Here is a 25,251-nt window from a genome sequence, read left to right on the forward strand (position 1 = left end):
AACAGAGAGAGAGACATGTACAACCACATCGGAACAGCCGCCGGAGCCGGAGTCGGTGCCGGAACGCTCGCCATGACCGGGTTCGACTCGGTCTGGCTGGCCCTCGCGGCATTCGCCCTCATCGCTGCGGGGACCGCCGTCCTGCGCATCGCTCCTCGCCGCAAGCGCGAGGTCTGAGACACGGTGGCGGGCGGGGGACAGCCCGCGCCCGTCACCGTCCCACGACCGCCGTCGCCGCGGAGGTCCGGCTCGCGGTGGTGTACCCGGTCTTCGTCCCGGTGACGGTCAGCGTGATCCGCTTCCCCGCCTGAGCCTTCGTGAGCGTGAACCGCGGCGACGTCGCTCCCGCGATGGCCGCGCCGTCCGCCTTCCACCGGTAGGTGAGGTTGACGGGGGTCGGCGTCCACGGACCCGGGGCTGCCGTGAGCACCGCTCCGACCCGGGCCGTGCCCGTGACGGTCGGCGTCGCGGCGCCGAGGGTGCCGGCGGCGACCGGTGCGGTCGGCTGCGAGGTCGTCGGGCCGGAGCCGTCGGCGGCGCTCACTGTCACGGTCACCCGCTTGCCGACCGCGGAGGAGGGGACCACGAGATCCGGACCCGTCACTCCCGCGATGTCGACGCCTCCCGCCGCCCAGCGGTGCACGAGCGGTCCCGTCCGGCCGGCGGAGGAGGACAGGGTCGCGCCCACCGCGGCGGTCCCGACGACGACCGGAGCCGGCGCCGCGTCGGACCGGTAGACCGCGACGTGGTCGACGAGCATCGTCCCGCCGGAGCTCTTCGGAACGGCTCCACTGTCGCACCCGCACACGCCGTTCGGCAGCCCGCCCCCGATGGCGAGGTTCAGGATCAGCAGCACGTCGTTCGGGACCGCGGCCTGCCACGCGGCCGTCCCCACCTCCGACTCCCGCACCACGTGCCGGGTGACGCCGTCGACGAGGAACTCCACGCGCTCGTCGCCGGGCACGGTCCGGTCGAGCAGGGCGGAGTAGCGGTGGAACCCCGTCACGCAGGACGCGCAGTCCAGCATCCCGCTCGTCCGGCCGGCGGGCTCGTCGCAGGGGCCGCCGTCCGGCGCTCCGCAGTGCAGCGTCTGGATCACCTGGGCGGCGCCGTTGACGGCCTCGAGCATGTCGAACTCGCCGGTCGCCGGCCAGTCGATGACGGCGTTCGCGTCCCGCCCGAGAGCCCAGAAGGCGGGCCAGTAGCCGGTGGCCTGCGCGACGTCCGGCAGCTGGATCGAGGCGGTCATCAGCAGTCGGCCGCCCGCCGGCGCCGAGAACGACTTGTCGGCGGTGACGATCCGCCCGGACGTCCATGCTCCGGCGGAGTCGCGGAGGGCGCGGATGCCCAGAGCGCCGCCGCCCGTGAGGAAGACGTTCGCCGTCGACGCGGTCGTCCGGTCGACCGCCCCGGTGCCCCAGGTGCCGACCTCGTGCTCCCACTGGCTCCCGACCGGCGCGCCAGCCGGCCCGGTGAAGTCGTCGCGCAGGAGCGTGGTCCAGCCCGGGGCGTCGGCGGGCGCCGCCGTGACGGCCTGGCCGGCGGACGAGGCGGTCGGAGTCGCGGACGCCGGTGCGAGGGCGGCGACCGCCTGCGGGGGTGTCGCCGCGAGCACTCCGAGGCACAGGGCCGCGAGGGCGAGGGCGAGTCGCGGCCGGTCGAGGAGTCGTGAAGGCATGGTGAGTCCTCTGCGTCGAAGGGGCGCGCAGCTGCACGCGCCTCGACGCTAGTGAGGAGTGCTCGCTCTCCCTCCACCCTCCAGGCGGGGTGATCCCCGGGACGAAAGCTCATGACCGGGCTCAGCGGGGCCGGGTCCAGGGTGCTGGCAGAGGGACGGCCGCCGTCGCCTCCGATCGCCCGTTCGAAGGAGAACACCATGCACCGTCGTCTCACGGCCACGCTCGCCGCGATCGCCCTCGCCCTCGGAGGGGCCGTCGCCGTCGCGACCCCCGCCTCCGCCGGGTAGCTCGTCTACCAGAACGGCGGCCCGGGCAACTGCTACGAGGTCCGCTCGCAGCGCGACTCCCTGGGTCGCGCGCAGGTCACGGTGTGGTGGCACTGCGACCAGGCGAGCAACGTCAAGGTCATCTGGAGGAACGGCCCGGACAGCGGCTGCAACACGATGAGCGTCATCAACCGCAAGTTCAGCGACAGCTCGGGCGTCGCGTCCCGCTTCGACCGCCTCGTCTCCTGCTGACCCGGACGGGCTACCCCTGATCCCTTCCCCTGGATGCCGCTCCGGTACGCGGCACGCCGCGCGAGGCGTACCAGAGCGGCCTCCCGCGGGAGGGGGCGGCGGCGGCCCCGCTCAGTGCTCGGCGCGCCCCGAGTCCTCGATGAGGCGCACCTTCACGTTCACGGCGAGCGGCCCCGTGATCGACGGGTCGGCGGCGAGCAGCGCGTGCATCCGCTCGCCCACGAGGCGGAGCGTCTCGGGGGCCGGCAGTGCGGCGGACGCGGCGATGTGCGCGCTCACCGTGGTGAACCCCTCCGACCGGTCGATGTCGACCAGCACGTCGGGCTGCCGCAGGTCCAGTTTCACGGCGAGCGCGTCGGCCGCGGCCTCGACGATCGGCTGGGCGGGGTAGACCCCCGCGACTCCCTCGATGTCGCGGATCTCGGCGGTCAGCCGCTGCGAGAGCTCGGTGTCGTCGGTCATTCCCGCTCCTCCCGGTGGGGGTACACGTCGTCGACGGTCACGTCGATCGCGCCGACGGTCAGCTCGGTGTGGCGCTCCAGGGCGTAGCGGATGCGCTCGCGCAGGCGGTCGGCGGCCACGGCGACCGGCAGGCCGAACTCGAGGGCGCAGGTCACGTCGATCCGCACCACCGCGCCGGGAGCCGAGACGTCGCCGTCGAGGGTGCAGCGGCCCATGATGACGCCGCCCATCGTGTCGCCGGCGCGGCGGATCATCCCGCGCACGGCCGCCTCGGTGAGCGCCAGGCGGAGGGTCGGGTCGGGGTGGCGGACGGGGATGTCGCGGCCGGAGCGCACCTCGGAGCGGATCGCGTCGAGCAGGCCGGCGATCCAGACCTCGTCGCGGTCGGGCTCGCGGTCGGCCTCCTGCCGCAGCGCCCGTGCCGAGAGCTCGGTGAGGCGGGTGAGGTTCGCGAGAGCGAGCCGGCACGCGGCGGAGTTCTCGATCGAGGGGTCGCGCGGCTCGCGGCCGCGGTCGAGGTACTCGCCCAGCTCCTCGAGCGTGTGGCCGTCGAGGTCGTCCTCGGGCACGGCGGCGTCGTCGGTCATCGCCATGCCTCCAATTCGTGGAGCAGGAATCGACGGGCCCGGGCGAGGAGGCCGCGGACCGTCGAGACGGGGAGTTCGAGAGCGTCGGCGATCTCCTGGTAGCTGTAGCCGGCGGTCTCGCGGAGTAGCCAACAGCGTCGCTGATCAGCAGGCAATCGGTCCAGCGCTTCCCAGACCGCGTCCAGCTGGAGTCGTGCCTCGACGATGCGCTCGGGGGAGTGCTCGGGCGGCGCGGGCGGATCCCAGTCGTCGATGTCGTCGTGGCGGCGGCGGACGCGGATCCGGTCGATCGCCTTGTGGGTGACGATGCGCATCAGCCAGTTGCGGATGTGCGCCGGGCTGTCGAGATCGGCCAGACGCCGCCAGCCGGTGAGGAACGCCTCCTGCACCACGTCCTCGGACTCCGCCTCGGAGCCGAGGAGCTTCGCGGCGTAGACGCGCATGAGGGCGCCGTGGCGGCGGGCGAGCTGCTCGAACGCCTGCACGTCGCCGTCGACGGCGCGCGCCGCGAGGGTCGCGTCGGACGCGTTCAGGAGGGGGTCGTCGTCGATGAGCGCCTCCTCCGCGGTCCCGCGCGCGGTGTCCCCGCGCGCCGGTGCCCTCAGTGTGGGGCGCCGTCCGGCATGACTACCAGCCTTGACAACGGGCCGCCGAATCCGCTGGCCGGATTGCGAGTGCCGCCGATGGGGGACGTCTCGAGACGGGATTCGTGACATTCCGGCTCCTCGACACGTCTTGATTCCGTACCCCTCGTGCGTCCCCCCGAGCGCACAGACCCCGAACCCGGAAGAAGCCCCCCATGCACTGCTCCCTCCGCCGCCGCCCCGGGCGGACGTCATGAGCGAGTCGACCTTCACTCTCGGCAGCCCGTTCGCGGGCGACGAGCGGGCCGACCGGCGCTACGAAGCCTCCGGCGACGATCCGTCCGCCGCGTCCGCCGTCTACTCCGAGGCGTACGGCGGAGGCGAGTTCCGCGTCGCTCCGTTGCAGCGCGGCTTCTCCTACCGCTACGCCGTCCGCGGCAGCGACCGGGTGACCCTGCGCACCTCCGACTGCTCCGGCGCCCTCACCGGCCAGGTCCCCCACCTGAAGGAGTACGTCGTCGGCTGGTTTCGCGCCGGTGGCGGACGCCTGAACCTCCCGCCGTTCACCCGGACCGGCGCGCTCTCGGCCCCGTTCCTGTTCCCCGCGGAGCGCCAGTTCGGGCTCGAGTTCGAGCCGCACCGGCAGAACCTCATCCACTTCGCCCCCGGGTTCCTCGAGGACGTCGCGACCGAGACGCACGCCGGCCCCCGCCAGCCCGTCTCCTTCGACCACGCGGCGGACGCCGACCCCGGCGTCCTCGCCCGCTGGCGCGCCGCGGTGACGGAGGCGAGCGCCGCGCTCGCGACGGCCGCGATCACTCCGCTCGTGCGCTTCACCGCCGAGCTCGACCTCGCCCGCGTGCTGCTCCTGCTGTTCCCGTGGCGCGCGTGGGACGTGCCGGCCGTGCTGCGGCGCCCGTCCGCCTCCCGCACCCGGGTGGCGCTCGACTTCCTCCAGCACCACGCCCACGAGCCGATCACCCCGGCCGACGCAGCCCGCGCGGCCGGTCTGCACACCCGCACGCTGCAGCAGGCGACGAAGCGGCACCTCGGAGTGTCGCCGTCGGTCTACCTGCGCGACGTGCGGCTGGACCGCGCCCACTCCGACCTGGTCGCCGGCGACCCCTGCTCGACCACCGTCGCCGCGGTCGCCCGCGAGTGGGGCTTCGGCAACCTCGGCCGCTTCGCGAGCGCGTACCAGGTGCGCTTCGACGAGAAGCCGAGCCACACGCTGCGCCGCTGACGCGCAGCCCCTGCGTGCCCGAGGGCCCGGACCGTCTCACGGCGGTGCCGGGTCTTCGTCGTCCACGGATCTCTCCGGAAATACTGTCTTGTGGGACAGTAAATGCTAGTCTGACTCCACCGAACCCACCCCGGGTGCGTCCGGTCGGAGGCCCGAGCCGACGACCCTCGACGCGCCCCCAGCACGAGGAGCGAGAACCGCCGTGAACGACGTCACCCTGCCGGAGCCCGTCCAGGACTTCGTGGCCGCCACCAACGCCCACGACGCGGACGCGCTCCTCGCCGTGTTCGCGCCCGACGCCGTCGTCGCCGACGACGGCTCCACCTACGAGGGCCGCGACCGCGTGCGCGAGTGGCTCACCGTCCACCAGATCGAGCCGCGGGTCGTCGTCTCGCCCGCCTCGTTCGCCGACGGCCGCCTGCTCGCCTCCGTCGACGGCGACTTCCCCGGAGGCCCGCTGACGTTCGCCTTCTCCTTCACCGTCCGCGACGACCGGATCGCCGAGCTGATCGTCGAGCCCGCCTGATGAGCGGAGGAGATCGGGTCGGCTTCCCGTCGTCGCAGCGGCTCGACGGCCGGACCGCCGTCGTGATCGGCGGGACGAGGGGCCTCGGGGCGGCGACGGTCGCGAGGCTCGTCGACGCCGGAGCGCGCGTGGTCGCGGTCGGCCGGTCGGCGCCGGAGCGGACGCGGGCGGCACGGGTGGTCCAGGCGGACGCGACCCGGCCGGAAGCGGCCTCCCTGGTCGCCGCGGCGCTGGAGGAGGAGGGCGGCGTGGACGCCGTCGTGCACGTCACGGGCGGGTCGTCCGCTCCCGCCGGCGGTCACGCGGCCCTGTCGGACGAGCACTGGGCGGCGGAGCTCGAGCTCAACCTCCTGGCCGCCGTGCGGATGGACCGCGCCCTGGTCCCGCTGCTGCTCGCCCGGGGCGGCGGAGCGATCGTGCACGTCGGCTCGATCCAGGGCCGGATGCCGCTGCCCGACGGCACGCTCGGCTACGCGGCGGCCAAGGCGGCGCTCCGCGCGTACAGCAAGGGGCTCGCCGGTGAGCTGGCGCCGCGCGGGATCCGGGTCGCCACCGTCTCGCCCGGGGGCCTCCAGGGCGAGGGGGCGGAGGCGCTCGCCGCGCGACTGGCCGACTCCCGCGGCGTGAGTCCCGAGGCGGGCATGGGGCTCCTCCTCGACTCGCTGGGCGGCGTGCCGCTCGGCCGGCTGGCCGCGCCGGAGGAGGTCGCCGAGGTCATCGGCTTCCTCGTCTCGGACGCCGCCGCCTCGATCGTGGGCGCGGAGATCGTGGTCGACGGCGGCACGGTCCGCACGGTCTGAGGCCGCCCAGCCGCTCCGGCCTCCTCGTGAGCGACTGCTCATCGACGTCGCCAGATGAGGCCCCACACGAGAACGAGTCGCCGAGGATCGCCTCACCTCACCCCAGCACCAGACCCTCATCGCCGCCCCTCGAGGGCGTACAGCCGGTCGATGCAGCGCCGTCCCCAGAGCCGTCTTCGGTGGGTCAGCACCGTCGCCGACGACACCCTCGTGCAGCTCGACGATTCCGCCGGCCTCCTGCTCTCCTCCCCGTCGTCCCCGTGGCGAGCGCGAGGTCGACGCGGACGCCGCCGCGATCATCGACTCGATCAGCGCCGAGCTCACCCCCCGAGGGACTCCTCGGACTCAACACCCGCAGCGTCGAGGAGCAGGCATCCCCCGCGACCATCGCCCGCGACCGGCTCGCCGAGACCCCACTCGACTCGGAGCGGCCTCGAGCCCCTCGGCGTCCAGGGTCGTCAGCGTCCGACCTCAGCCTCGGGCCGCTCGGTGACGTCCGCGGAAGGCGACGATCCGGCCGTGCAGGAGGAGCAGCCGCGGCACGACCTGGTAGACGGCGAGCGGCACCACGACGGCGGTCAGGACGAAGGCCCGCAGAACAGGAGGCCACTCGTCGGCGGCGAGTGCCCTGCCGTCATGCTCCTTCGTGTCCTCCGACCGGTCTTCCGGACACGGACCTCGTGACACTCGGCGCCGGCTCAGCCCGGCTGATGCACGTGGATGTCGCTGCTCGACGTCACGCCGTTGAACTCGAGATACAGCTGCCCCTCGACGACCGACACGGTCAGCGTGTTGCGGCGCTCGAGTACCGCGACCGCGGCATCCAGGAACCCCTGGTCGAAGCTCTGCACGGTGATCTGCTCGAGCTGGTGGACGCGCTTGCCGGACCACGCCGCGATCACCTTCTCCGGGTTGCGATGCGTGTAGACCGTCGTGCGGTCGGCCAGCTTGCTCCCGAAGTGCAGTCGCTCGGCGTCCGGCGCGCCCACCTCGATCCACGTGGTCAGCCTGCCGGTGAGATCGCGGACCAGCACCGCCGGCTCGGTCGCTGTCGACGAGATCCCCTCGCTGAAGGTGATCCCCTCCACGTATTCGAGGCAGTACGCGAGCACGCGCGTCATCATGTACGCGTCGGTCTCGGAGGGGTGCCGAGCGGCCCGCAACGTGATGTCCTCGTAGACACCGCGGTCCACATCAGCCAGCTGTATCGCGAAGTTGTACATCACTGCGCCGGCTGCCACGTGTGCGAGCTTATGTCCTCTCGCTCATCGAGGAGCGCGAGGCTTCTCCGGCGCCGGTGGGGGCATCGTGTCCGCGCGCCTCCACGCAGGAACGGCCAGGCAGGAGGCATTCACTCCGTCGAGAGCGTCTCGCCCTGGGCGACGTCGGCGCGCATGCGCAAGTCGATGACGACGGGAGCTGAACGCTCGGCTCGCCGGGAGGGCGGGAGGCCCTGACCAGGCGACCGGACCACTCCGTTCATCCACCCCGGGAATTTCCCGCCACCCTCTCGCCTTCTTCTACCTGCATGCAATATATTGCATGCAGTCGTCCGACCACCTCATCCCGAAGGAGCAGCCATGTCCACGTCCGCGTTCACCCCTGAGGGCGATCGGCCCACCGTCGTCCTCGTCCACGGCGCGTTCGCCGAGTCGTCCAGCTGGAACGGAGTCGCCTCCCGGCTCCTCGCCGAGGGCCTGCCCGTCCTCGCGGTCGCCAACCCCCTCCGCGGGCTCGCCCCCGACGCCGAGTACCTCCGCAGCGTCCTCGACGGGATCGACGGACCCGTCGTCGTCGCCGGCCACTCCTACGGAGGCTCCGTCGCGAGCGAGGCGGCGGAGGGCGCCGCGAACGTCCGCGCGCTCGTCTACGTCGCCAGCTTCCTCCTGGAGCCGGGCGAGAGCACCGGGGAGCTGGCCGGGAGGTTCCCGGGCGGCGAGCTCGGCCCCGCCCTGACCCCCGTCCCCTTCGCGTCCGGCGGGTTCTCCGGCGACGACCTCTACATCCAGCAGGACCGGTTCCGCGAGGTCTTCGCGGCCGACGTCGACGAGCCCACCGCCGCTCTGATGGCCGCGACCCAGCGGCCGATCGCGGCCGCCGCGCTCGAGGACTCGGCCACGGCCGCCGGGTGGAGGAGCATCCCGTCCTGGACCCTGATCACCCGTCAGGACCTCGCCGTCCCCGCCGAGTCGCAGCGGTTCATGGCCGAGCGCGCCCGCTCCACCGCGGTCGAGATCGACGCGTCGCACGCCGTGACGGTCTCGGAGCCGGACGCGGTCGCGGAGCTGATCCTCGACGCGGTGCGGGCGACGCGGTGACGGGGCCGGCGGGCCGAGGGGCCGCCTCCGGCCACCGGACCCGGGCTGCCGCGGTCGTCCTCTCGTCCGCGCTGCTGCTCGTCGGCTGCGCGGGCGCGGCGGATCCCGGCCCGGCCGTCGAAGACGCCGCCGAGGCCGCGGCGGGCGGATCGTTCGCCCTCGCGGAGGTGGACGGCGTCGACGGCTCTGACTTCCTCGTCGTCTGCCCCTACGAGTCGCCGGAGTCGGTCGAGGAGCGGACCGGGATCTCCTGGTCCGGGCCCGACCGGTCCGAGGACGAGGGGATGCAGACGCTGGTCGTGCTCGACGGCGGCGAGGTCGTGACGACGAGCGGACTGGACCGGGACCGCGTCGACTTCTGCTCGGGCGACCGGTGGGAGCCGCTCCCGCTCGACACCCGGCTCGCCGTGAGCGGAGCGGGCGCGGTGTCGGTGGAGTGACGCCGGTGGCGGCGGTCGAGTGGCGTATGCAATATATCGCGCGGTGCTATCGTCGCCGTATGCCCATCCCGAAGACGACCGCCGTCACCCCCCGGTCCCTCCTCCGCGACGACGTCTACCGCGCCCTGCGCGACGCGATCGTCGACGGGACGTTCGAGCCGGGGGAGCGCCTCCGCGACCAGGAGCTGGAGGCCTGGCTCGGGGTCAGCCGGACGCCGATCCGGGAGGCGCTGCTCCGGCTGGCCCGCGTCGGCCTCGTCTCGGCCAAGCCCGGCCGGGCGACGATCGTGACCCCCGCCACGGCCGAGAGCATCAGCGACGCCCAGCAGATCGCCGCCGCCATGCACGAGCTCGCCACGCGCCTCGCCGGCCCGGCCGTCACTCCGGAGGCGCTCGCCGCGATGGAGTCGGCGAACGACGATTTCGCCCGGGCGCTGGCGGACGGCGACGTCGAGCCGGCGCTGCGCTCCGACGACGCGTTCCACGCGGTGCTCACCGGGCTCAGCGGCAACGGGATGATCGAGGACGTGCTCGAGCAGGCCACTCCGCTCATCCGCCGTGCCGAGCGCCAGCGCTTCGCCTCCCTGGCGGCCCGCGGATCCGTGGAGCAGCACCGCGCGATCGTGGAGTCCCTCCGCGCGGGCGACACCGAGGGCGCCGCCCGCCTCAGCCGCGAGAACTGGATGACGCTCGACCGCCACCTGCACTCGGCCTGACGCGCTGCTCCTCCGCGGGGAGGAGTCCGCGCTCGGTCATGCGCGAGGCCGACGCGATCGCATCCGCGACGAACCGCTCGGTCAGCTCGGTGTACCGGCGGACCTCGTCGTCCGACCATCCGGCCAGGACCTCGGCGATCATCCGGTCGCCCAGCGCGTACACGCCCCGGGCCGCCGTCTCTCCGGCGTCCGTCAGGGCGACCAGGCTGGCCCGCCGGTCGGCCGGGTCGGTCGTCCGCCTCACGAGTCCGTCGCGCTCCAGCCGTCCGACGATCTTGCTGATGTAGGAGGCGCCGGTGCCCAGCGCCTCGGAGAGGGCCGTCGGGCGCATCGGCCCCCAGGCGAGGAGGTGCCGGAGGGTCTGGTGCGCGGGCTGGTCGAGCGATTCGCCGGTCGCCGCGAGGATGCGGCCCTGCAGCGTCGGCGACTCCCAGAGGAGGATCAGCGCGCTCAGGTTCGCGAGCAGCTGCGACCGGTACGGGAAGTCGCCCGGCGCCGGGGTCGGCGTCCCCTCGCCCGCGCGCTCCGCATCCATCCCGAGAGCGTAGCGCCGCCCTCCCCGCGCCTCCGCCGCCGGGATGCGGGTCGAGGCGGGTGCCGGGCGCGGCGCGGAACGACGGACGGCCGACGCGCGGGCGACCGGAGCGCTCTGGAACACTCGAGCGAGGGGCGGGGGCTCCGGAGCGGGGGAGCCGTGGCGTCACGCTTCGTCGAGCTCGACGGTCTGCGCGGCCTCGCCGCCCTCGGCGTGGTCGTCTACCACTTCACCACCGCGTTCTCGCTCGATCATCCGGATGCACCGCCGGGATCCGTCGCGCTCCCGTTCGGCGAGTTCGGCGTCCAGCTCTTCTTCGTCATCAGCGGCTTCGTGATCCTGATGTCCGCGGACCGCGCGCGGCGGCCGTCGGACTTCGCGATCTCCCGCGTCAGCCGCCTCTACCCGGCCTATTGGATCGCGGTGGTCGTCTCGATCGTCGTCGGCGCTCTCGCCCGCGTCCCCGGCACCGACCTCACGCCGCTGGAGCTGCTGCTCAACTTCACGATGGTGCAGCGGCTGCTGCTGGTGCCCAACGTGAACGGCGCGTTCTGGACGCTGGCCGTCGAGATGCAGTTCTACCTGCTGGTGCTGCTCGTGCTCGTCCTCACGAAGTGCCGGTTCACGGATCGGCTGGTCCGCGTGCTGGTGGTCGTCTGGCTCGGCGTCGCCGCGACCGCCTCCGTCGCCGCCCACCTCGTCTCGGGAGGCGTCGACGTCGTCTCGGCGCCGGTCGCCGTCCGGGTCCTGGCGAACCTGACGCTTGCCGAGTACGGACCCCTCTTCTGCGTCGGAATGCTGCTGTTCCTCTCGCGACGGCAGGGGCGCTTCGAGCTCCTCGCCGTGCCGGCGGCTCTGATCGCGGCCCTGAACGCCCAGCTCCTCCACGGCGGGCCGGACGGAGCGGTCGTCCTCGGCGTCTGCGCGGCCGTCACGGTCGTCGCGATGCGGCGCCGGACCGCCGTGCTGAGATGGGCGCCGCTGCTCTGGCTCGGGCGGATCAGCTACTCGCTCTACATCCTCCATCTGGTCGTGGGCAGCGCGATCGTCAGCGCGCTCTGGCCGCTGATCGGCCGCGACGGAGCCGGACTCGTCGCCTTCGTCGTCGTCCTCCTGCTGTCGTGGGGCGTCAACGCGGTCGCCGAGGAGCGGTGGAGCCCCGCCTGGCGCCGCGCCCTCACCCGTCGGCGCGACCGCCGGCTCCCGGCGGGGACGGCGACCGCGGCCTGACGCGGCTGTGCACTCCGCTGGCCGCTCAGCGAGTGCGCCGCCGAGGCCTGTGGACGCCGGTGGCCGCGAAACGCATCTCCGCTCGACGTTCCCTGCACCTTGGCTGAGCCACCGGGACGTCCGGGCCCCGAGCCACGTCTTCATCATGTGCCACGGATCGTGAGCACCGCGGCCCCGGCCACGACCTCTGACCATCTGGAGAAGATCATGACCAACGTCACCCCCACCAGCCTCGCCAACGCCTCCTCGGCCAAGCACGGCACCGCCACCTCGGCCGGCAAGAACACGATCGCCGACGGCGTCGTCGAGAAGGTCGCCGGCATCGCGGCCCGCGAGGTCCCCGGCGTGCACGACCTGGGCAACGGCGCCGCCCGCGCCATCGGCGCCATCCGCAACGCGATCAACGCGCAGGACCGCGGCCAGGGCATCTCCGTCGAGGTCGGCGAGAAGCAGGTCGCCGCCGACATCACCGTCGTTGCCGAGTACCCCGTCGCGCTGCAGAAGCTCGCCGACAGCATCCGCTCCGCCGTCTCCGAGGCCATCTCCTCGGTCGTCGGCATGGAGGTCGCCGAGGTGAACGTCACCATCTCCGACGTCTTCATCCCCTCGGACGACAAGGACGACGAGACCGAGAGCCGCGTCAAGTGACTCCGTCCCACATCGGCCTGGTCCTCGGCGCGGTCCTCGCGCTGACCGCTCTCGTCTTCGGCTTCTGGGCGCTCCTCTGGGTCGCGCTCGCCATGGCGATCGGCTACGGCGTCGGGCGGGTCGTCGAGGGCAAGCTCGACCTGCGCTCCCTCGGCGACACCCTCCGCGGGCGGCGGTCCTCGTGACCGCGGCGGTGATGGCCGACGAGGCCAGCCACGGCCGCACGACGATCAGCTCGCGCGCCGTGCGCCGAGTCGTGTCGGCCGTCACCGCGGAGGCGCTGGACGTGAACTCGTCCGACGTGTCCGTCGAGCTCGACGACGAGGGAGGACGCCTCCACGTCGTCGCGCACGCCCCCATCCACGTCACGCCCCTGGGCGAGACGGGCCGCCGCTCCTCCGGGACGCTGCTGGACCGACTCAGCCGGGCGCAGACGACCATCCGCTCGCGCTGCCTCGAACTGACGGGCTCCACGATCGGCCGGGTCGACCTCCGGATCACCGGTGCCGACCTCCGAGAACGAAGGAGGGTGTCGTGACGACTCCCACCACTGCCGGCCGGGCGCTCTACCCGCGCCTGGTGCGGCGCGAGACGCACTCGTCCCGCTCCGGATCGGCGATCGTCCTCGCCGTCCTGCTCATCCTGCTGTTCGCGTGGCTGGGCACAGAGGCGGTCCTCGCCGTCCTCGGCCAGCCCGCGCTGCTCGTGGCCCCGCAGGACGGAGCGTCCTCGCTGCTCAATGCGGCCGCGGCGCCCATCGCGCTGACCGCCGCCGCCGGCGCCGTGCTCGCTCTGATCGGGCTCGTCCTGATCGTCGTGTCGCTCAAGCCCGGCCGTCGCGGCCGTCGCGCCGTCAGCACCGACCGCACCGCGGCGATCGTCGACGACCGCGTCATCGCGCAGGCCGTCGCCCGCACCGCCGGCTACGCCGGTGACGTCGACCCCGACAACGTGTCGGTGTCGGTCGGATCCCGCGTCGTCGACGTGACGGTCTCCCGCACCTCCGGCCGCAGCATCGACGTCACGCCGATCCGCGAGGCCGTCGACGCCGAGCTCGCCACGTTCGACTGCACCCCGCGCCTGCGCTCCAAGGTGCGCCTGTCCGAGAAGGGAACGGTCCGCTGATGACCACCACGAACCGATTCCTCAACCGGCTGCTCCTGTTCGTCGTGGGCCTCGTCCTCCTCCTCGCCGGTGGCGCCGTCGCGGTGGGGTCGCTGCTCCCGCAGGTGCAGGAGAACGTGTCCACCGCCGCGCAGGACGCGGCCGACCCCACGAGCCAGGCCCTCTCGGGCGGCACCCCGTGGATCCTCTGGGTCATCGCGGTCGTCGCGCTCGTCCTCATCCTGCTGCTGGTGCGCTTCATCGTGCGCCAGGGCCGCGGCCGCACCTCCACGCTGCTGCGCGTCGGCTCCGGAGAGGGAGCGGGGACGCCCACCGGTGGCTCCGTCACCATCGACGCGAAGGTCGCCGAGCAGGTCCTCGAGGAGGCCCTGTCGCAGGAGCCGTCCATCGTCGCGGTCGACGTGACCGCGTTCGAGATCAAGCACCAGAAGGTGCTGCGCGTCACCGCGCACACCCGCCGCGGCGCCTCGCCCGCCCGCACCCGGCAGACGGTCGACCAGGCCGTCCGCCAGTGGGACGCCCTCCTCGGCGAGGAGACGCCCGTCGTCATCCAGATCGTCAGCGGTCTGCGGACGAAGATGAGCGGCACCGCCCGCGTGCAGTAGCCGCCGGCACCACCGTCCGGCCCTCCCGATCGGGAGGGCCGGAGAGCCCCGCTCAGGCGGGATGGAAGTCTTTCTGAAGGAGCACCCCATGTCCGATCCGATGGAGCCCGGCACCGTCGAGCGCATCCGCACCGATGAGCAGCCGACCCCGAACGAGCAGAGTCGGCGCGAGTCCGCCCGCCGCGACGGGAAGCCGTCCGAGCCCGAGTCGACCGAGAGCCGGGTCGCGACCGCCGCCGGCGAGAGCGCCCAGCGCGTGTCCGGCGTCCACCACCTCGGTGGAGCCGTCGCCCGCGGCCTCGACCGCGCCTCCCGCCGCGTGCTGGGCACCAGCACCGTCCCCGGAGTCACGGTCTCGAAGGCCGACGGCGTCACCACCGTCGACATCGACCTCGTCGTCGAGTACCCCCACCCCGTCCGCGAGGTCCTGGACGCCGTGCGCGATCAGGTGCAGCGCGTGGCGGAGCCGGTCGCCGGCGGCCACGTCGTCGTCAACGTCGAGGCGACCGACGTCCACGGCCCGTTCGACCCGATCGAGAAGCCGGAGGAGGACAGGGAGCCGCTCGTCGACACCGCCAAGCGCGCCACGTCCGACGCCCGCGACTCCGCCAAGGAGGCCGCCGGGAACGCCCGCGACGCCGTCTCCGGTGCCGTCGACTCCGCCCGCGGACGCCTGGCGGACGCCGCCGACGACGCCGCGGACGCGATGGACCGAGCGGCCGACGAGCGCGACGAGCGCTCAGCCGCCCAGAAGACGGCCGATGACGAGCGCGCCGCCGAGCGCGACGAGGACGACCCCCGCGTCGAGACGCACGCGGCCCCGGCCGTCGTCGAGACCGCGGAGTTCGTGGTCCGCGTCCAGGTCGAGCCGGTCGACGACGACGGCGACCCCCGCACCGCGACCGTCGAGGTCGCTCCGGCGGAGGAGTCCGAGCACGTCGAGCGCGACGAGGCCGCGGCCGATCGCGACGCCGCGTCCGACGACACCGACGCCCACCGCTCCGAGGACGACCGCGCGTCGTCCGCCGCCGGTCGGGAGTAGTCCCGTGCGCACCCGCTCGTACGGCGCGCGACGCAAGCCGCGTGCGGCCTGGATCGCGCTCGGCACGGGCGTCGTGCTCTCGTTCGTGGTCGTCGTCGCCGTGCTGCTGCCCGTCCTCGGGCTGATCGGCGCGGCCGACGGCACCACGGCCGGGGCGCTCGACGTCCCGGTCGGCGCGATCGTCCTCTCGATCGTCCTCAGCTACGCGGTCGGCCTGGCCTGCCTCGCGGTCGCGTTCCTCTCCCGCAACGCGGCCCTCGCCTGGGTCGCCGCGGTGGCCGCCGTGATCGCGACGCTCATCGGCTCGATCTGGCCGCTCGTCGCGACCGGATTCGCCAGCGTCGACCAGGCGAAGGACGTCATCCCCTTCATCCAGGACCTGATCGCCCGGGTCCGGGGGTAGCGTCGGGGCGATGAGCTCCGACTACCTCCGCGCCTACGACGACCAGCTCCGCTCCGACGCCGAGACCCCGAGCGCCGTCTCCGTGACGCGCGAGGGGCCTCTGCGTCTGGTGACCTTCGCCGGCGGACGCGGCTTCGTCACCTACCGCGACCTCGCCGGCGCGTCCTCCGCGGAGATCGCCCGCCTGGTCGCCGCGGCCTGCGCGCACTTCGACGCCGATCCCGGCATCACCCGCGTCGAGTGGAAGACCCGCGGCCACGACGAGGCCCCCGGCCTGCACGACGCCCTCGTCGCGAACGGCTTCGCGCCGGACGAGGCCGAGTCGATCATGATCGGCCCGGTCGAGGCGCTGCTCTCGGACCGGCCGGTCCCGGAGGGGGTCGTGCTGCGGCGGGTCGTCGACGAGCCGGACGTCCGCGCCTTCAGCGCCATGATCGACGCCGCCTTCGAGGAGGAGGTCGACGTGTCGATCGCCGACTCGCTCGTCGCCCGCCTGGCACGCGGCGACGGCATGGAGCTGTGGGTCGCCGAGGTCGACGGGCGGATGGCGTCCGGCGGCCGGCTCGAGCCCGTCCCGGGCACCGCCTTCGCCGGCATCTGGGGCGGAGCGACGCTGCCGGAGTACCGCGGACGCGGGCTCTACGGCCTGGTCACGGCCGCCCGCGCCGCCTCCGCTCGAGCCCTCGGGAAGACCCTCGTGCACAGCGACTCGACCGAGTACTCGCGGCCCATCCTGGAGCGCGCGGGCCTCGTCCGGGTGTCGACGACGACTCCGTACCGTCGGCGGCGTCCGTAGTCCGCTTCTCCGGGCGTGCGCGGGGATCTCGATACGCGCGCTGAGCGCGCTACTCGATCAGCATGTCGGGGACTTCTGCTGGTCGAGTAGCCCGAAGCGGCGTATCGAGACCTGCCCGTTCGTGCGTGGAGATCTCGATACGCGCGCTGCTCTGATCAGCTCGGGGACGTGATCTCGAGCGCGATGTTGTCGGGGTCGCGGAACTCGAGGAGGCTCATGCCGCCGGCGTCCTTGATCGGCTCGTGGGGGATGCCGAGGTCGTCGAGCACGGCCGCGGCGGCCTTCAGCGCGTCGAGGTCGGGGACGGTGAAGCTGACGTGGTCGAGCCCGACCCGGTCCTCGTCGAAGCGGTCGTCGCCGGGCGCGACGGGGCGCAGGCCGAGCAGTCCGCCCGGGAACTGGTAGATCACGCCGCCGAACACGAACGCCAGCTGCTCCTTCTCCTCCGGCGACGCATCGGCCGGCGGCGCCTCGAAGGCGACGTCGAAGCCGAAGACGGAGTCGTAGAAGGGGCGCGAGACGGCGATGTCGCGGACGGTGAGTCGGACGTGGTTGTAGTCGACAGCGGGGATCGGCACAGGGGTTCCTCTCGGCGGGGCGGGCGGAGTGCCCGTCTCCAGTTATTCGGAGGCGGCGGGCCGCCGGTTCGGGGCTGGCGCCGCCTCCGAGGATCGGGTAGCGCGTCAGTCCAGCTCGGTCGGGCGCGCCGGCTCGGCCAGCAGGGCGCGCGCCGCCATCCCGATCACCGCGCTGTAGGTGGGGTAGGCGAAGCGGACGTTCGCGAGGGTCGCGAGGTCGACTCCGGCCGCCATCGCGGTGGTGACCGACTGCACGACCTCGATCGCGTTCTCGCCGACCGCGTGCGCGCCGAGCAGCAGCTCGCGGCGCCGGTCGGCGATCAGCGTGAGGAACCCGTTCTCGCGGTCGTCGATGACGGCGCGGTCCAGGTGCGAGAACGGCACCGAGGCGACGACGCACTGCGGGTCGCGCTCGCGGGCCTGCTCCTGGGTGAAGCCGACGCCCGCGTAGTCCGGGTCCGTGAATCCGCCCGCGGGCAGGAGGAACTGGGGCGTGCGCCGGTTCGCGCCGAGCACCGCGTTCTCGGCGGCGGCCTCCGCCTCGAACTGCGCCGCCTGGACGAGCATGTCGCGCCCGTTCGCGTCGCCGACCGCGAAGATGTGCGGCACGACGGTGCGGAAGTACTGGTCGGCGGGGATCGCCGAGCGGACGACCTCGATGCCCGCGTTCTCGAGTCCGAGGTCCTCGACGTCGGCGGGCCAGCCGGTGGCCATGATCACCACGTCGACCTCGGCCGTGCGATCCTCGCCGCCCTCGCGCCACGCGATCGCGAGCGAGCCGTCGTCCTGCCGCTCGATGCCCGACACCGTCTCGATCCCGGTGCGGACGCGGACGCCCTGGCGCTCGAAGGCGGACGCGACGTGCTCGGAGATGCTGGAGTCGGAGGTCATCAGGATCCGCGGGGCGACGTCGAGGAGCGTCACCTCCGAGCCGAAGGCGTTGAAGACGGTGACGAGCTGGGCGCCCGTGTTGCCGCCGCCGATCACGGCGACGCGGCGCGGCAGCTCGGTCAGCCCGAGCACGTCCTCCGGCACGGTCGCGAGCTCGGCGCCCGGGATCGGCAGCCGCCGCGAGTGCCCGCCGACGCAGACCATGATCGAGCGCGCGCGGATCCGCCTCCCGCTGTCGAGCACGAGGGTGCTCTCGTCGACGAAGCGGGCGCGGCCCTCGTGGATCAGGTCGACCCCCGCCTCCTCGAACCGCTGCGCCTCGCGCTTGATCGAGCGCACCAGGTCGACGCGCTCGTGCACGTGGCGCACGGTCGCGGCCCAGTCGAGGACGGGAGTGCCGATCTCGATACCGTAGTCGCCGGCGGAGCGGGTCTCGCGCATCATCCGCGCCGTCTTCGCCAGGACGCGGGTGGGCACGCAGCCGGTGTTGACGCAGGTGCCGCCGACGCGCGCGGCCTCGAGCACGACGACGCGCGCTCCCAGCTCAGCGGCGCGGAGGGCGGCGGCCGTCCCCGCGGGTCCTGCGCCGATGACGGCGACGTCGTACTCGGCCTGCTCGGGAGTGCTGTCGGGCACGGGGACCTCCGGTTCTGGGTGTTCCTCGATCCTGCCGCTCCGCGCTCCGCCGCACCCGGCCTTGACAGCCCGCACGCGGACGGGGGTCCCCGACCGTGCCCCGACGCTGAACATCGGCCGAGGACGGTTGCCCGGCGGGCGCACGGCACGGTGGGATGACCGGGTGGGCTGCGGCGGGGGACTCGGGCGGAAGGCGCTCCGATGAGCGCCCGCACCTTCGGGGTGGAGGAGGAGTACCTCCTCGTCGACGCCGGCACGTTCCTCCCGACGCCCGCGGCGCCGCTGCTGCTCGGCTCCGTCCGCGGCTCCGCGGCGGTCGCCCTGGCCGCCGAGCTCAAGGCGGAGCAGATCGAGGCGGTCGGCGCTCCCGCCCGCACGCACGACGCGCTGCTGGCCGGGCTGCGCGAGGGCCGCCGCCTGGCCGACGACTCCGCCCGCGAGGTCGGCGCCCGCGCCGTCGCGGTCGCGACCAGCCCCGCCGCGTTCGAGCCGCACCTCTCGGCCGACGAGCGCTACGACCGGATGGCCGAGCGCTTCGGCCTCGTCGCCCGCGAGCAGTTCACCTGCGGCCTGCACGTCCATGTCGGGATCGGGTCGCCGGAGGAGGGGATCGCGGTCCTCGACCGGCTGCGCGGCTGGCTGCCCGCCCTCCTCGCCCTGAGCACCAACTCCCCGCTGAGCGCCGGCGTCGACACCGGCTTCTCCAGCTGGCGCTACCAGTCGTGGGGGCGCTGGCCCACCGCCGGCCCGGTCGGGATCTGGGGCGACCTCGAGCAGTACCGGAGCGTCGTCGCCTCCCTCACCTCCTGCGGCGTGCTGCTGGACGAGGGCATGCTCTACTTCGACGCCCGTCTCTCCCGCGCGCACCCGACCGTCGAGGTGCGCATCGCCGATGTCCCGCTGCACGCCGAGGACTCGGCGCTGATCGCCGTCCTGATCCGGGCGCTCGCCGAGACGGCCGTGCGCGACGCGGACGCCGGGGTCCCGCCCGTGCCGCTGCCGACTCCGGTGATCGCCGTCTCCTCCTGGCTGGCGAGCCGCCACGGCACGACCGGCGACCTCATCGATCCGGTCGACGGCTGCCCGGCCCCCGCCTCCGCGGTGCTGGCGCGCCTGCTCGACCACGCGGGTCGGGCGCTGGCGGAGTCGGGCGACGAGGAGGTCGCGGCGTGCGGCGTCGAGCGGGTCCTGGCGCGGGGCACGGGCGCCGAGCGGCAGCGCGCGGTGTGGGAGCGGACGGCGTCCGCGGCCGAGGTGATCGCGGACGCGGCGGAGGCGACGCGCGCCTAGCGGCTCGCAGGCTCACGGCTCGCTGGTCGCGGGCTCGGCGGCTCAGGGCTCGCTGGTCGCGGACTCCGCCGACCCGGACTCCACCGATCCGGACTCCTCCGCCTCGGGCTGCGGCGACTCCGGCACCAGCTGGTAGCCGCCCTCGATCGTCCCGTCCGGGCGGAGCAGGATCTGCGTGTACACCGGGGCGCCGCTGCGGAGCGTCGTGCCGCTGACCCGGAGGGGCTCCCCGGCGAAGAACGCCTCGGAGCCGGTGCAGCCGGCGAAGAAGGACGCGTCCGGGCGCTGCACGGCGAGGCACACCGTGGTGCCGTTCGGCTCGGTGATCAGCAGGCGGTCGTTCTCGGCGGTGTCGAACCCGGAGCCGTAGACGACGGCCTCCCCGGCGAGCAGGGCGAGACCCGGCGGGACGTCGGTGGTCGGCTCCCAGCCCTCCACGAGCGCGGCGAAGCGGTCGGCGGGATCCGCGGAGGCGGTCGGCGCGGCGACGGGGTCCGCGGGCGGAGGGAGGAGGAGCGCGGTGGGGACGATCGCGCCGACCGCGGCACCGCCGACGATCGCGGCGGCGAGCACGAGGCGGCGGCGGCGCGGGTGCGGCGTCCGCGGGGCCGGCCCGTCGGGGTGCTCGGCGGGCGACTCCGCAGTCTCGGAGCCGACGGTCGCCGACAGCGGAAGTGCGGCCGCCGGCAGGGGGGCACGCGAGTCGGTCGCCGTCCCGGGATGCGCCGCGCCCGGCTGCGCCACGGACGGCGCGGCGCCGGTCTGCGCGCCGGACCCCGTCACTCCGGGAGGAGCGTCCTCCGCCTCCAGCTCGCCGAGCCGCCGCAGCGCATCGCGCCGCTCGTCCCGGTCGGCGCCGTCGTCGCGGGGTCGGGCCGACAGGATCCGCTCGAGATCCCTGCGCTCGTCGTCCTCGGCCTGCACTCCGTCAGTATGGCGGCGCCGGACACGGGAACGGCCCGCGACCCCCGGGACTCCGCCTTCTCAGCGAGGTCCCGGTGGCCGCGGGCCGTTCCGGTGCGGGCGTCAGCCCGACGGGTTCTCGACCGGGTCGCCCTCGGGGTCGGTGGCCGTGTCGGGGTCGACGTGCTCGGGGTCGGTGGTCTGCGGGTCCTCGGGAGTGTTCTTCTCGGTCATCGGATCCTCCTTGTCGCTGGATGCGGAACGTGCGGACAGGTTCCACGCTACGGCGGGAGCTCCGTGGAGCGCGCCCGGTTGACTCCGCCGCCCGGTGTCCGGAACCGAGGTCAGGAGCGGCGGATCCGCCCGAGCGGCCCGTCACGCTGCTTCCGGCCGCGGCTCCGGACGCCGCTCGCCTCAGCCGGCCCCTTCACCCGTGGCAGCCGCGGGCGTCCACCGCAAGGCCTGGCAGCGCTCTGTCGCGATTCGTACGCTGAACCCATCGAGCCGAGGAGCAGCAGCGCCACATGATCCGCACCACCGTCACCATCGAGGGCAAGACCTACGGGCTGTCCCAGGGGACCGACGTCGCCGAGCTGAAGCGGTCGGCGACCGAGGCGACGCAGGCCGGAGGAGGCCTCGTCGACTTCGTGATCGTGGGCAACCGCCAGGTCAGCGTCCTGATCTCGACAGGTGTTCCGGTGATCTTCGAGGAGCTCGAGGTGCCGGACGACGACCGCGACACCGGTGACGTCCACCAGCCGTGGGACGACATCGACTACCTCGACTGACCCCGTCCTCCCGGTCGTGCCGAGTCGCGGCCGGGTCCCAGACGCCTGAGGGGCGCCGCCGGCTGGACCCGGCGTCTCTCGGGCACCTCGTGCCGCGCTACTCCGCGGACTCGCTCTCGGCCAGCTCGCCCTCGACCAGCGTGCGGGCGGCCGAGGCGAGGGCCGAGCGGATGCGCTCCGCCGGCTCCTGCAGCATCGCCGCGATCGCGTCGACGTCGTGGCCGCCGGTGTGCCGGAGCAGCCAGGCCTGGCGCTCGAGCGTCGGCAGGGCGTGCAGGCGGCGGTGGAAGCCCGAGCGCAGCAGGTCGTCCTCGCGGATCGCCGGCGGGGCCTGCTCGGCGCGCTCCATCGCGGAGCCGCCGCGCTGCACGCTCGCGCGTCCGACCTCGGAGCGCATCAGGTCGAGGGCGCCCGTGTCGTCGAGTCCCTGCGGCCGTCCGCTGCGGACGGTGACCGCCGCGTGACGGAGGGCGGCGCTCGCCGCGGAGTCCGACAGTGTGAGCCGGTAGGCGTACGCGTAGAGGCCGAAGGCGCGGTTCTCGAGGGCGCGGCCGGCGAGCAGCTCGCCCTGCTGCTGCGACTGCGTCATGCCGACGGCGGCGACGGGTCTGTCGTAGGTGGTCACGGTGACTCCTCGGCTCCGCGCGCTCCCGGTCGGGAAACGCGTCGGAGGCGATGCTAGGGAGTCGAGAACGATCGTTCTACCCTTGACTTCTCAGATTCTTTTTCGATGCATGCGCATGGAAGCGCTTTCCCGACAACCGTCCTGGAAAGTGGAAGCGCTCTCACTCCCGCGCCGAGAGGATGCAGAACTCGTTGCCCTCCGGGTCGGCGAGCACGACCCAGGACTGCTCGCCCTGCCCGACGTCGGACCGCGTCGCCCCCAGGCCGACCAGCCGCGCGACCTCCGCCTCCTGGTCGTCCGGCACGAAATCCAGGTGCAGGCGGTTCTTCACGGTCTTGCGCTCGGGTACGTCGAGGAAGAGGAGGCTCGGCCCGCGGCCCGACGGGGCGAGCAGCTCGATGCCGTCCTCGTCCTCGTCCACGACGTCCCAGCCGAGCGCCTCCTGCCACCAGTGCCCGAGGGTCCGGAAGTCGGTGCAGTCGACGATGATCTCTTCGAGTCGGAGGGCCATGCACCGACGCTAATCGGCGCAGGGCGTGTCGGGGAAGTGCGTCCGGCGGGTCCGCGCGGCGCCGCGGCTCCGTCTGGCCGTGTCGTCCGCGGGGACGGGTGCCCGTGCCGCTTCGGCACGAGCGCTGGCGGCCGGAGCGGCGGCGCGGCATCCTCGACGCGGGTGCCCCTGCGCCCGGGGACGAGGAGCAGCATGAGCACCGCACGCGAGCAGTGGGAGGCGCGCTACGCCGACTCCGATCGGATCTGGTCTGGCCGCCCGAACGCGACGCTGGTCGGGCTGGTCGGCTCGCTGCCGCCGGGCCGCGCCCTCGACCTCGGCGCCGGCGAGGGGGCGGACGCGCTGTGGCTGGCGTCGCTCGGCTGGCGCATCACCGGGCTCGACCTCTCCGAGACGGCGCTGGGCCGGGCGCGCGCGGCCGCGGCCGAGCGGGGCGCCGACGTGGACTTCGTGCAGGCCGACCTCGCCGAGGACTGGCCGGTCGTGGGGGAGTTCGATCTGGTGACGGCGAGCTTCCTGCACTCGATGGCCGAGTTCCCGCGGATCGACGTGCTGCGGCGGGCGGCCTCCGTCGTCGCTCCCGGCGGCCGCCTCGCCGTCGTCTCGCACGCCGCGCCCCCGCCGTGGGCGAGCGGCGACGACCACCGCCACGGAGCGATGCACCTCGTCGGCCCCGAGGAGGAGCTCGCCGAGCTGGCCCTCGACCCCGCCGAGTGGACCGCGGAGCTCGTCGAGACGAGGGAGCGCGCCGTGACCGCTCCCGACGGCACGGCCGCCGTGCTCCTGGACGGCGTGCTGCTCCTGCGGCGACGCGGCTGAGCAGGCGCCGCTCGAGGACCCGCGGCCGGGCTAGCGTGGTCCGCGATCCCGACCCCGAAGGAGGCGCCGATGCCGCTCGATCCGTACCTCGCCGCCCGGCTGCCCCTCCTGGCCGGCCTCGCGTATCCGCTCGACGCCGAGCAGGCCGCCCGCATGGCCGCCTTCGAGGAGGATCCGGGGCCCTGGTCGCTGCCCGAGGGGATCGACGTCGTCACGGAGACCGCGTCCGGCCCGCACGGACCGGTCCCGCTGCGCGTGTACTCGCCCGCCGCGCCCGAGCGCGCTCTGCTCTGGGTGCACGGAGGAGGGTTCGCCGCCGGGAGCATCGACATGCGCGAGTCGCACGTCGTCGCGGCGGAGCTCGCCCACCGGGCGCGGGCCCGGGTCGTCTCCGTCGACTACCGGCTCGCCGGCCCCGACGTCCGCTACCCCGTCCCGCTCGACGACGTGCACGCCGCCTGGCGGCACCTCCGCAGCACGGAGTCCGGATCCACACCCGTCGCGATCGGCGGCGCGAGCGCGGGAGCGGCCCTGGCCCTCGGTGCGGTCCTCCGCGAGCGCGACGCCGGTGCGCGGCTGCCGGAGCACGTGCTCCTGGCCTACCCCTTCGCCCACTTCCCCAACCCCGCCGTCGACGACGCGATCGCGGCCGAGCTGCGCGAGCTGCCGCCGGTCCTCCGCTTCCCTCCGTCGAGCATCGAGGGCATGGTGCGCACCTACCTCGGGCGGATCTCCGACCTCCCCGTCGAGGCGCTGCCCGGCTCCGCGCCGCTCGCGGGTCTGCCTCCGGTCACGGTCCTCGTGGACGAGTACGACGAGCTGCGGGGGTCGGCCGAGCTGCTCCTGCGCCAGCTCGCGGAGGCGGGCGTCTCCGTGACCGGGCACCTGGCCGCCGGCATGCCCCACGGGCACCTCAACCGGACGCCGGTGCTGCCCGAGGTCGACCGCTCGCTGCACCTCTTCGCGGCTCAGCTGCGCGCGATGGGCTGAGGCGCTCGGCCCCGTCCCGTCCCGCTCTGCCCCGCTCAGCTCAGGCGCGGTCCGCACCGTCCCGCTCAGGCGCGGTCGTGCAGGGTGACGTGGTAGCCGTCCGGGTCGGCGAAGGTGAAGGTGCGCCCGAACGGGCCGTCGATCGGAGCCGCGACGACGGGGTGCCCGTCGGCGACGAGCGCGTCGTGGATCTCCTGCACGCCGGTCGCGTGCAGCCAGATCGCGGCGCCCACCCCGGGGCGGGAGGCGGAGTCGAGGTCGGTGCCGGGCGCGAGGTCGCGCAGGGCGAAGGCGATCGGAGTCGTCGCGAAGACGACGGCGTGCGGCGGGCCGGCGGGCGAGCGGACCAGGCCGAGGTACTGCTCGTAGAACGCCTGGGACGCCGCGAGGTCGCGGACCTGGAGCGAGACGAAGTCGGGGCCGGTGACGGGCATAGGGTTCCTCCTCGGTTGTGTCAGCTTTCTGACACACAGGAGCGTATGTCAGAATACTGACATGAGTCAAGACGGCATCGACCTCGAGACCTCGCTCGGCTACCTCCTCAAGGAGGCATCGAGCGCCCTGCGCGCGGCGATGGAGGCGGTGCTCCGCCCGCTCGGGATGACGGTCACCCACTACTCCTGCCTCGAGCTCCTCGCCCAGCGGCCGGGCCTCTCCAACTCGGAGCTCGCGCGGGGCGCCTTCGTCACCCGGCAGTCGATGAACGTCCTGCTGCAGACTCTGGAGCGCGACGGCGTCGTCACCCGCCCCGACGCGGCTCCGGTCGGCAAGGCGCTCCCCACCCGGCTCACCGAGCGCGGACGCCGGAGCCTGGCCGAGGCGTCCGCCGCCGTCCGCGGGGTGGAGCTGCGGATGCTGGAGGGGCTCGCGGAGGAGGAGCGGCAGGCGGCGGCGCGCCTGCTCCGCGGCATGATCCGGTCGCTGCGCGCGGACGACCGCACCTGAGGCCGCGCTGTTCCGCCG

General features: G+C 73.9%; 34 protein-coding genes. 22 read left to right on the forward strand and 12 right to left on the reverse strand.

The window, feature by feature from the left end; translation table 11 throughout:
* The first annotated feature begins 15 nt into the window (after window positions 1–15).
* A complete protein-coding gene (locus C5D50_RS16510) occupies window positions 16–177 on the forward strand; it encodes a hypothetical protein (protein WP_167305255.1) in 162 nt (53 codons plus the stop codon).
* 34 nt (window positions 178–211) lie between these two features.
* On the opposite strand, the gene C5D50_RS04475 is transcribed toward C5D50_RS16510, so the two are convergent.
* Window positions 212–1,678 carry a family 16 glycosylhydrolase gene (locus C5D50_RS04475; protein ID WP_104282857.1) on the reverse strand — a complete coding sequence of 489 codons (1,467 nt, stop codon included), beginning with the start codon at window positions 1,676–1,678 and terminating at the stop codon, window positions 212–214.
* Window positions 1,679–2,047: 369 nt separating this feature from the next.
* Between C5D50_RS04475 and C5D50_RS16515 the strand changes: the two genes are divergently transcribed.
* Window positions 2,048–2,197: a hypothetical protein gene (locus tag C5D50_RS16515; protein WP_181137289.1), complete on the forward strand. Its 150-nt coding sequence runs from the start codon at window positions 2,048–2,050 to the stop codon at window positions 2,195–2,197.
* A gap of 111 nt (window positions 2,198–2,308) precedes the next feature.
* On the opposite strand, the gene C5D50_RS04480 is transcribed toward C5D50_RS16515, so the two are convergent.
* From C5D50_RS04480 to C5D50_RS04490, 3 genes are read right to left on the reverse strand one after another with little or no spacing between them, the layout of a single operon-like run.
* A complete protein-coding gene (locus tag C5D50_RS04480; RefSeq protein ID WP_104225842.1) occupies window positions 2,309–2,659 on the reverse strand; it encodes a hypothetical protein in 351 nt (116 codons plus the stop codon).
* Window positions 2,656–3,252, reverse strand: a complete 597-nt coding sequence (locus tag C5D50_RS04485) for an Asp23/Gls24 family envelope stress response protein (protein ID WP_104223973.1) — start codon at window positions 3,250–3,252, stop codon at window positions 2,656–2,658. The genes C5D50_RS04480 and C5D50_RS04485 overlap by 4 nt, the downstream gene beginning before the upstream one ends.
* Window positions 3,243–3,731: an RNA polymerase sigma factor gene (locus tag C5D50_RS04490; RefSeq protein ID WP_244248147.1), complete on the reverse strand. Its 489-nt coding sequence runs from the start codon at window positions 3,729–3,731 to the stop codon at window positions 3,243–3,245. Before C5D50_RS04490 ends, C5D50_RS04485 begins: the two co-directional genes overlap by 10 nt.
* Before the next feature lie 352 nt (window positions 3,732–4,083).
* Between C5D50_RS04490 and C5D50_RS04495 the strand changes: the two genes are divergently transcribed.
* The 3 genes from C5D50_RS04495 to C5D50_RS04505 all read left to right on the forward strand — a co-directional run bounded on the left by C5D50_RS04495 (window position 4,084) and on the right by C5D50_RS04505 (window position 6,399).
* Window positions 4,084–5,073, forward strand: a complete 990-nt coding sequence (locus C5D50_RS04495; protein WP_104282859.1) for a helix-turn-helix transcriptional regulator — start codon at window positions 4,084–4,086, stop codon at window positions 5,071–5,073.
* A gap of 202 nt (window positions 5,074–5,275) precedes the next feature.
* Window positions 5,276–5,599, forward strand: a complete 324-nt coding sequence (locus C5D50_RS04500) for a nuclear transport factor 2 family protein (protein WP_104282860.1) — start codon at window positions 5,276–5,278, stop codon at window positions 5,597–5,599.
* Window positions 5,599–6,399 (forward strand): SDR family oxidoreductase, encoded by an 801-nt coding sequence (locus C5D50_RS04505; RefSeq protein ID WP_104282861.1) that lies wholly within the window; start codon window positions 5,599–5,601, stop codon window positions 6,397–6,399. The genes C5D50_RS04500 and C5D50_RS04505 overlap by 1 nt, the downstream gene beginning before the upstream one ends.
* 698 nt (window positions 6,400–7,097) lie before the next feature.
* Here the strand turns inward: C5D50_RS04505 and C5D50_RS04515 are convergent.
* Window positions 7,098–7,640, reverse strand: coding sequence for a YaeQ family protein (locus C5D50_RS04515; RefSeq protein WP_104250497.1), 543 nt, complete (start codon window positions 7,638–7,640; stop codon window positions 7,098–7,100).
* Window positions 7,641–7,979: 339 nt separating this feature from the next.
* Here C5D50_RS04515 and C5D50_RS04520 point away from each other — a divergent pair, with 339 nt between their 5' ends.
* Genes C5D50_RS04520 through C5D50_RS04530 form a run of 3 tightly spaced genes read left to right on the forward strand, consistent with a single transcriptional unit; the run spans window position 7,980 to window position 9,873 of the window.
* On the forward strand, window positions 7,980–8,717 hold the full coding sequence (locus tag C5D50_RS04520; protein WP_104282863.1) for an alpha/beta fold hydrolase: 738 nt from the start codon (window positions 7,980–7,982) through the stop codon (window positions 8,715–8,717).
* The gene (locus tag C5D50_RS16520; protein WP_104282864.1) at window positions 8,714–9,157 is read left to right on the forward strand and encodes a hypothetical protein; all 444 of its coding nucleotides are present in this window, start codon (window positions 8,714–8,716) and stop codon (window positions 9,155–9,157) included. Before C5D50_RS04520 ends, C5D50_RS16520 begins: the two co-directional genes overlap by 4 nt.
* 59 nt (window positions 9,158–9,216) lie before the next feature.
* Window positions 9,217–9,873: a GntR family transcriptional regulator gene (locus C5D50_RS04530; protein WP_104282865.1), complete on the forward strand. Its 657-nt coding sequence runs from the start codon at window positions 9,217–9,219 to the stop codon at window positions 9,871–9,873.
* Here C5D50_RS04530 and C5D50_RS04535 read toward each other — a convergent pair.
* Window positions 9,824–10,408 carry a MarR family winged helix-turn-helix transcriptional regulator gene (locus tag C5D50_RS04535; protein WP_104282866.1) on the reverse strand — a complete coding sequence of 195 codons (585 nt, stop codon included), beginning with the start codon at window positions 10,406–10,408 and terminating at the stop codon, window positions 9,824–9,826. The two genes, C5D50_RS04530 and C5D50_RS04535, sit on opposite strands and share 50 nt — an antisense overlap.
* A gap of 159 nt (window positions 10,409–10,567) precedes the next feature.
* On the opposite strand from C5D50_RS04535, the gene C5D50_RS04540 reads away from it, so the two are divergent.
* From C5D50_RS04540 to C5D50_RS04580, 9 genes are all read left to right on the forward strand, one after another.
* Window positions 10,568–11,638 carry an acyltransferase gene (locus C5D50_RS04540; RefSeq protein WP_181137290.1) on the forward strand — a complete coding sequence of 357 codons (1,071 nt, stop codon included), beginning with the start codon at window positions 10,568–10,570 and terminating at the stop codon, window positions 11,636–11,638.
* Window positions 11,639–11,845: 207 nt separating this feature from the next.
* The gene (locus C5D50_RS04545; RefSeq protein ID WP_104223989.1) at window positions 11,846–12,286 is read left to right on the forward strand and encodes an Asp23/Gls24 family envelope stress response protein; all 441 of its coding nucleotides are present in this window, start codon (window positions 11,846–11,848) and stop codon (window positions 12,284–12,286) included.
* Window positions 12,283–12,471, forward strand: a complete 189-nt coding sequence (locus C5D50_RS04550; RefSeq protein ID WP_104223990.1) for a DUF2273 domain-containing protein — start codon at window positions 12,283–12,285, stop codon at window positions 12,469–12,471. The genes C5D50_RS04545 and C5D50_RS04550 overlap by 4 nt, the downstream gene beginning before the upstream one ends.
* A complete protein-coding gene (locus C5D50_RS04555) occupies window positions 12,468–12,824 on the forward strand; it encodes a hypothetical protein (RefSeq protein WP_244230558.1) in 357 nt (118 codons plus the stop codon). Before C5D50_RS04550 ends, C5D50_RS04555 begins: the two co-directional genes overlap by 4 nt.
* Window positions 12,821–13,411, forward strand: a complete 591-nt coding sequence (locus tag C5D50_RS04560) for a DUF6286 domain-containing protein (protein ID WP_104225847.1) — start codon at window positions 12,821–12,823, stop codon at window positions 13,409–13,411. Before C5D50_RS04555 ends, C5D50_RS04560 begins: the two co-directional genes overlap by 4 nt.
* On the forward strand, window positions 13,411–14,016 hold the full coding sequence (locus tag C5D50_RS04565) for a hypothetical protein (RefSeq protein ID WP_104238125.1): 606 nt from the start codon (window positions 13,411–13,413) through the stop codon (window positions 14,014–14,016). The genes C5D50_RS04560 and C5D50_RS04565 overlap by 1 nt, the downstream gene beginning before the upstream one ends.
* Window positions 14,017–14,104: 88 nt before the next feature.
* Window positions 14,105–15,058, forward strand: a complete 954-nt coding sequence (locus C5D50_RS04570; RefSeq protein ID WP_181137291.1) for an Asp23/Gls24 family envelope stress response protein — start codon at window positions 14,105–14,107, stop codon at window positions 15,056–15,058.
* A gap of 4 nt (window positions 15,059–15,062) precedes the next feature.
* A complete protein-coding gene (locus tag C5D50_RS04575; RefSeq protein WP_104223994.1) occupies window positions 15,063–15,461 on the forward strand; it encodes a hypothetical protein in 399 nt (132 codons plus the stop codon).
* A gap of 10 nt (window positions 15,462–15,471) precedes the next feature.
* Window positions 15,472–16,257 carry a GNAT family N-acetyltransferase gene (locus C5D50_RS04580; RefSeq protein ID WP_104257483.1) on the forward strand — a complete coding sequence of 262 codons (786 nt, stop codon included), beginning with the start codon at window positions 15,472–15,474 and terminating at the stop codon, window positions 16,255–16,257.
* A 155-nt stretch (window positions 16,258–16,412) separates the two neighbouring features.
* Here C5D50_RS04580 and C5D50_RS04585 read toward each other — a convergent pair whose 3' ends face one another.
* Window positions 16,413–16,835, reverse strand: coding sequence for a VOC family protein (locus C5D50_RS04585; RefSeq protein ID WP_104282869.1), 423 nt, complete (start codon window positions 16,833–16,835; stop codon window positions 16,413–16,415).
* 105 nt (window positions 16,836–16,940) lie between these two features.
* Window positions 16,941–18,362 carry an NAD(P)/FAD-dependent oxidoreductase gene (locus C5D50_RS04590; RefSeq protein ID WP_258060409.1) on the reverse strand — a complete coding sequence of 474 codons (1,422 nt, stop codon included), beginning with the start codon at window positions 18,360–18,362 and terminating at the stop codon, window positions 16,941–16,943.
* 201 nt (window positions 18,363–18,563) lie between these two features.
* Here C5D50_RS04590 and C5D50_RS04595 point away from each other — a divergent pair, with 201 nt between their 5' ends.
* Window positions 18,564–19,652, forward strand: a complete 1,089-nt coding sequence (locus tag C5D50_RS04595) for a glutamate--cysteine ligase (RefSeq protein ID WP_104282871.1) — start codon at window positions 18,564–18,566, stop codon at window positions 19,650–19,652.
* Window positions 19,653–19,694: 42 nt separating this feature from the next.
* Here the strand turns inward: C5D50_RS04595 and C5D50_RS04600 are convergent, their stop codons facing one another.
* On the reverse strand, window positions 19,695–20,576 hold the full coding sequence (locus C5D50_RS04600; protein WP_104282872.1) for a hypothetical protein: 882 nt from the start codon (window positions 20,574–20,576) through the stop codon (window positions 19,695–19,697).
* Between the two features lie 503 nt (window positions 20,577–21,079).
* On the opposite strand from C5D50_RS04600, the gene C5D50_RS04605 reads away from it, so the two are divergent.
* Complete coding sequence (locus tag C5D50_RS04605) at window positions 21,080–21,343, forward strand: hypothetical protein (RefSeq protein WP_104224053.1); 264 nt, start codon at window positions 21,080–21,082, stop codon at window positions 21,341–21,343.
* 97 nt (window positions 21,344–21,440) lie between these two features.
* Here C5D50_RS04605 and C5D50_RS04610 read toward each other — a convergent pair whose 3' ends face one another.
* Both C5D50_RS04610 and C5D50_RS04615 read right to left on the reverse strand, forming a co-directional pair.
* A complete protein-coding gene (locus C5D50_RS04610) occupies window positions 21,441–21,968 on the reverse strand; it encodes a hypothetical protein (protein ID WP_104282873.1) in 528 nt (175 codons plus the stop codon).
* Window positions 21,969–22,128: 160 nt separating this feature from the next.
* Window positions 22,129–22,479: a VOC family protein gene (locus tag C5D50_RS04615; RefSeq protein WP_104224051.1), complete on the reverse strand. Its 351-nt coding sequence runs from the start codon at window positions 22,477–22,479 to the stop codon at window positions 22,129–22,131.
* Between the two features lie 192 nt (window positions 22,480–22,671).
* Here C5D50_RS04615 and C5D50_RS04620 point away from each other — a divergent pair, with 192 nt between their 5' ends.
* Both C5D50_RS04620 and C5D50_RS04625 read left to right on the forward strand, forming a co-directional pair.
* Window positions 22,672–23,298, forward strand: coding sequence for a class I SAM-dependent methyltransferase (locus C5D50_RS04620; protein WP_104282874.1), 627 nt, complete (start codon window positions 22,672–22,674; stop codon window positions 23,296–23,298).
* 69 nt (window positions 23,299–23,367) lie between these two features.
* Window positions 23,368–24,288, forward strand: a complete 921-nt coding sequence (locus C5D50_RS04625) for an alpha/beta hydrolase fold domain-containing protein (RefSeq protein ID WP_104282875.1) — start codon at window positions 23,368–23,370, stop codon at window positions 24,286–24,288.
* Between the two features lie 65 nt (window positions 24,289–24,353).
* On the opposite strand, the gene C5D50_RS04630 is transcribed toward C5D50_RS04625, so the two are convergent.
* Window positions 24,354–24,722, reverse strand: a complete 369-nt coding sequence (locus tag C5D50_RS04630; protein ID WP_104238135.1) for a VOC family protein — start codon at window positions 24,720–24,722, stop codon at window positions 24,354–24,356.
* Between the two features lie 61 nt (window positions 24,723–24,783).
* Between C5D50_RS04630 and C5D50_RS04635 the strand changes: the two genes are divergently transcribed.
* Window positions 24,784–25,233, forward strand: coding sequence for a MarR family winged helix-turn-helix transcriptional regulator (locus tag C5D50_RS04635; RefSeq protein WP_104266509.1), 450 nt, complete (start codon window positions 24,784–24,786; stop codon window positions 25,231–25,233).
* Window positions 25,234–25,251: the final 18 nt, after the last annotated feature.

The organism is Rathayibacter sp. RFBD1 (genome assembly GCF_002932915.1).
In the GTDB taxonomy this organism is placed as follows: Bacteria; Actinomycetota; Actinomycetes; order Actinomycetales; family Microbacteriaceae; genus Rathayibacter.

What these genes read in the sequence shown, in the direction of transcription:
- C5D50_RS16510 (WP_167305255.1), top strand. Translation starts at nt 16, where the DNA reads ATGTACAACCACATCGGAACAGCCGCCGGAGCCGGAGTCGGTGCCGGA.
- C5D50_RS04475 (WP_104282857.1), bottom strand. Translation starts at nt 1,678, where the DNA reads ATGCCTTCACGACTCCTCGACCGGCCGCGACTCGCCCTCGCCCTCGCG.
- C5D50_RS04480 (WP_104225842.1), bottom strand. Translation starts at nt 2,659, where the DNA reads ATGACCGACGACACCGAGCTCTCGCAGCGGCTGACCGCCGAGATCCGC.
- C5D50_RS04485 (WP_104223973.1), bottom strand. Translation starts at nt 3,252, where the DNA reads ATGGCGATGACCGACGACGCCGCCGTGCCCGAGGACGACCTCGACGGC.
- C5D50_RS04495 (WP_104282859.1), top strand. Translation starts at nt 4,084, where the DNA reads ATGAGCGAGTCGACCTTCACTCTCGGCAGCCCGTTCGCGGGCGACGAG.
- C5D50_RS04505 (WP_104282861.1), top strand. Translation starts at nt 5,599, where the DNA reads ATGAGCGGAGGAGATCGGGTCGGCTTCCCGTCGTCGCAGCGGCTCGAC.
- C5D50_RS04520 (WP_104282863.1), top strand. Translation starts at nt 7,980, where the DNA reads ATGTCCACGTCCGCGTTCACCCCTGAGGGCGATCGGCCCACCGTCGTC.
- C5D50_RS04530 (WP_104282865.1), top strand. Translation starts at nt 9,217, where the DNA reads ATGCCCATCCCGAAGACGACCGCCGTCACCCCCCGGTCCCTCCTCCGC.
- C5D50_RS04535 (WP_104282866.1), bottom strand. Translation starts at nt 10,408, where the DNA reads ATGGATGCGGAGCGCGCGGGCGAGGGGACGCCGACCCCGGCGCCGGGC.
- C5D50_RS04545 (WP_104223989.1), top strand. Translation starts at nt 11,846, where the DNA reads ATGACCAACGTCACCCCCACCAGCCTCGCCAACGCCTCCTCGGCCAAG.
- C5D50_RS04565 (WP_104238125.1), top strand. Translation starts at nt 13,411, where the DNA reads ATGACCACCACGAACCGATTCCTCAACCGGCTGCTCCTGTTCGTCGTG.
- C5D50_RS04570 (WP_181137291.1), top strand. Translation starts at nt 14,105, where the DNA reads ATGTCCGATCCGATGGAGCCCGGCACCGTCGAGCGCATCCGCACCGAT.
- C5D50_RS04580 (WP_104257483.1), top strand. Translation starts at nt 15,472, where the DNA reads ATGAGCTCCGACTACCTCCGCGCCTACGACGACCAGCTCCGCTCCGAC.
- C5D50_RS04595 (WP_104282871.1), top strand. Translation starts at nt 18,564, where the DNA reads ATGAGCGCCCGCACCTTCGGGGTGGAGGAGGAGTACCTCCTCGTCGAC.
- C5D50_RS04605 (WP_104224053.1), top strand. Translation starts at nt 21,080, where the DNA reads ATGATCCGCACCACCGTCACCATCGAGGGCAAGACCTACGGGCTGTCC.
- C5D50_RS04615 (WP_104224051.1), bottom strand. Translation starts at nt 22,479, where the DNA reads ATGGCCCTCCGACTCGAAGAGATCATCGTCGACTGCACCGACTTCCGG.
- C5D50_RS04620 (WP_104282874.1), top strand. Translation starts at nt 22,672, where the DNA reads ATGAGCACCGCACGCGAGCAGTGGGAGGCGCGCTACGCCGACTCCGAT.
- C5D50_RS04625 (WP_104282875.1), top strand. Translation starts at nt 23,368, where the DNA reads ATGCCGCTCGATCCGTACCTCGCCGCCCGGCTGCCCCTCCTGGCCGGC.
- C5D50_RS04630 (WP_104238135.1), bottom strand. Translation starts at nt 24,722, where the DNA reads ATGCCCGTCACCGGCCCCGACTTCGTCTCGCTCCAGGTCCGCGACCTC.
- C5D50_RS04635 (WP_104266509.1), top strand. Translation starts at nt 24,784, where the DNA reads ATGAGTCAAGACGGCATCGACCTCGAGACCTCGCTCGGCTACCTCCTC.